Raw genomic sequence first — 3,152 nt, 5'->3', positions numbered from 1 at the left:
TCAGCCACTAAATCCAACCTACTCCCCAATCCGAATCTCGCCTAGTCGAACATAACTTAGCCCTTTTCGGGGGCTTAACTATCCGCGCCGGCAAAAGTTACGGAATCGCTGCTCGACGAGTGATTTTTTCTTGAATTCACCGCCCAAAGGGCGTAAGAACCTGGGAAGGAGGATAGAGATGGGCGAGTACAGACCCGTGGAGGCTCAAGAATCGCCTCGATTTTCGGGTATCCGGACGTTCATGCGGCTGCCCCACGAGAGAAAGACGGAGGGGGTCGATTTTGCTGTTGTAGGCGTACCGTTTGATACAGGAGCCTCCTACAGAGTCGGGGCGAGATTCGCTCCTGAGGCAATTCGGAGCATATCCGTCCTTCTCCGTCCCCACAACCCGGTTCTGGGGGTGAGCATTTTCGAGCACTGTTCTGGGGTGGATTACGGGGATCTCCCCGTGGTCCCCGGGTATATCGAGGATTCATACAGGAAGATCGCGGAGACTCTTTTCCCCATTGTCGACGCAGGGGTCATTCCCCTGTTGCTGGGCGGCGATCATTCCGTCACCCTCCCGGAACTCAGAGCCGTGACCGGAAAACACGGGCCGGTGGCCCTGATACATTTCGACTCGCACGGGGATATTTGGGAGGAGGTTTTCGGCCGTCCGTACAACCATGGAACACCTTTTCGAAGGGCCCTGGAAGAGAGACTCATCCTCGCCGACCGGTCTATTCAGGTGGGAATGCGGGGTTCGACTTACTCGTTGGATGAGATCGAGAGGGCGAGATCCCTCGGGTTTGAGGTGGTGACCACGGAAGAGGCCAGGGAGATGGGCATCAAGAGCCTCATAGAGCGGATACACAGGCGGGTGCAGGACGCCAAGACCTTTGTCACTTTCGATATCGATTTTGTCGACCCGGCCTATGCGCCCGGAACCGGTACGATAGAGGTGGGAGGATTCACAAGCGGAGAGGCTCTGGAATTGGTAAGGGGATTGCAGGGATTGAGTCTTGTCGCCTGCGACGTGGTAGAAGTCCTGCCAGCCTTCGATCCGTCGGAGATCACAGCGTACCTGGCTGCGAATATCATCTTCGAGTTCATGTCGGTCATTGCCCTGGCCAGGAAGAGGGCTCTTGATTCAACACCCGGGAAATGCATCTGATCTGAGAAATTCCCCCGCCGGGGGAAGAGGGAGGATTCGTCTTGTTCGGCCGGTTGTCTAGGTATTTTGATCAGCTGAGCCTGGCCAAGTTGGCCGGGTATTCAAGACCAATCGCATGGCTGCTCCGTCTCTTGAGGATCATCTTCTACATCTTCGATGAGTTCGTGAAAGATAACTGCCTGCAAACGGCCGCCTCGCTGGCCTATACGACCTTGCTTTCCCTCGTGCCTCTGGCGGCCATCTCGCTTGCCATCCTGTCGCGTTTCAAATTCTCCCAGGAGACCATCGAGAGGCTCCTCATGAAACATCTCCTGCCGAGTGCTTCCTTTCAAGGAATCATCCTGGAAAATATCCAGAAATTCGCAGCCAATACCGCTGCCCTGAGTATCTTGGGGACTCTTTTTCTTGCGTTCACGGCCGTTGCTCTCCTCAATACCGTGGAGGGCTCCTTCAACGCTATCTGGAAAGTCAAGGAGAAGAGGAACCTCCTGAGCAAGTTTACCTCGTTCTGGAGTATTATCACATTCTCCCCCATACTTCTGGGGGCCTCCGTGTTCTTGACGAGCAGGTTCTACGAGGTTCGCATAGTTGGAAGCCTGCTCAAACACGGCCTTATCCGGAGTGGGATTCACTACGTTCTCCCCTTTTTCCTGATTTTTCTCATCGTCTTTCTGGCGTACCGGCTCCTGCCAAACACCAAGGTGAGAGTCTTCCCGGCTCTCATCGGGGCGGTCATAACAACGGCACTGTTCTCTCTTGCCAGGTGGTGGTTCGGTGTCTATCTGACCAAGTACGCCCATTTCGATAAGATTTACGGGATGCTGGGAACCTTGCCGGCTTTCCTGATTTGGATATACATCTCCTGGGTGATCGCCCTGTACGGCTCAGAGGTGGCCTACACGTTCCAATATCACCGATTGAACCGGGAAGACCAGAGATTGGCTCCAGGTGATCCTGCTTACCATCCTTACTATGGAGTTCGACTGGTCCTGATCCTGGCCAGTCGATTTCAGGAGGGTGACGGGCCTGTCTCTGTTGCCAGCCTGGCCGACCTTCTTGGCATGCCCCACGGGAGTGTGCAGGAACTTCTGTCCGGTTTGGAAAAAGGCCGTATCGTGGCCGCTCTGGGCGAGGAGAAAGAGATGTTTCTGCTTGCGAGAGATCCCGGCCGGCTGAGTTTGAAGGAAATAGTGGAGGCTGTGCAAGGCGGGAGTCTTGGAGTGGCCTCCCTGCCCGACGACCGATCCAGAGAAGTGATCAGAGGGATCTTCGAAAGGGCGCAGGGCGCGATGGACGAGGTGTTGAGGCAGGTCACGATCGAGGACGTTGCCGAGAGGCTGGACCAAGACCGCGGAGTCCTCCCCTTCGCATGAGCCGCATAGAGCCGGGCTTTGCACTTCGCTTCGACTCCGCTCGGGAGGCCGCCCGTTTACTCCCCTCGGGCAGCCCCCCGTTTCCGCGATTCCACTCTGGGAGAAGGCTGTTCTCTCACTTTCAGGAACCCCATCTAAGATTTGTGGAGTCTTCCGAGTTTTCGGCCGGGGATTCTTGCAAGTATATACTTTCAGGAACCCCATCTAAGATTTGTGGAGTCTTCCGAGTTTTCGGCCGGGGATTCTTGCAAGTATATGACTTCACGATTTTTTCCTGTTTTGGCAGGAGAACACCCTTGTCCCCTCGCTCCTGAGCTCACGCGGTGACCCTATCAAGGTTGGCGGGTGGGCAGTTCCTGCCCCTTCCCCACGAACACGACTCACGAATCACGAACACGACTCACGAATAACGAACACGACTCACGACTGACGAACACGACCTTTCCCCTCCCCGCTCACCCTTGATGGGTACCCCACTGCTTCCGCAATGTCGCTCGGAGGCAAGGGTGTTTTCCAAAAGTCAGGAAACTGGTTTATCTATGTCAAGAGTTTTTTTCAATTGGACCTCATCCAAGCCATGTGAATATCACCTCGTCTAACACTGGTATTTGAAAGTCTCGACAGAG

The 3,152-nt window shown here is 55.1% G+C and carries 2 protein-coding genes; both read left to right on the top strand.

The window, feature by feature from the left end; genetic code table 11:
• Nucleotides 1–178: 178 nt before the first annotated feature.
• Nucleotides 179–1,153, top strand: coding sequence for an agmatinase (speB, locus tag JRJ26_20515; protein MBW2059873.1), 975 nt, complete (start codon nt 179–181; stop codon nt 1,151–1,153).
• Nucleotides 1,154–1,194: 41 nt separating this feature from the next.
• Entirely contained in the window at nt 1,195–2,526 is a 1,332-nt protein-coding gene (locus JRJ26_20510) for a YihY family inner membrane protein (protein MBW2059872.1), read from the top strand.
• Nucleotides 2,527–3,152: the final 626 nt, after the last annotated feature.

The sequence above is a fragment of the Deltaproteobacteria bacterium genome (assembly GCA_019308905.1).
GTDB lineage: Bacteria > Desulfobacterota > BSN033 > WVXP01 > WVXP01 > JAFDHF01.
The sequence above is the reverse complement of the archived record's forward strand: the minus strand, read 5'-3'. Positions and strand labels throughout refer to the sequence as shown.

Bases quoted from the DNA above. Each gene is read 5' to 3' on its own strand.
- speB (MBW2059873.1), top strand. From the start codon at position 179: ATGGGCGAGTACAGACCCGTGGAGGCTCAAGAATCGCCTCGATTTTCG.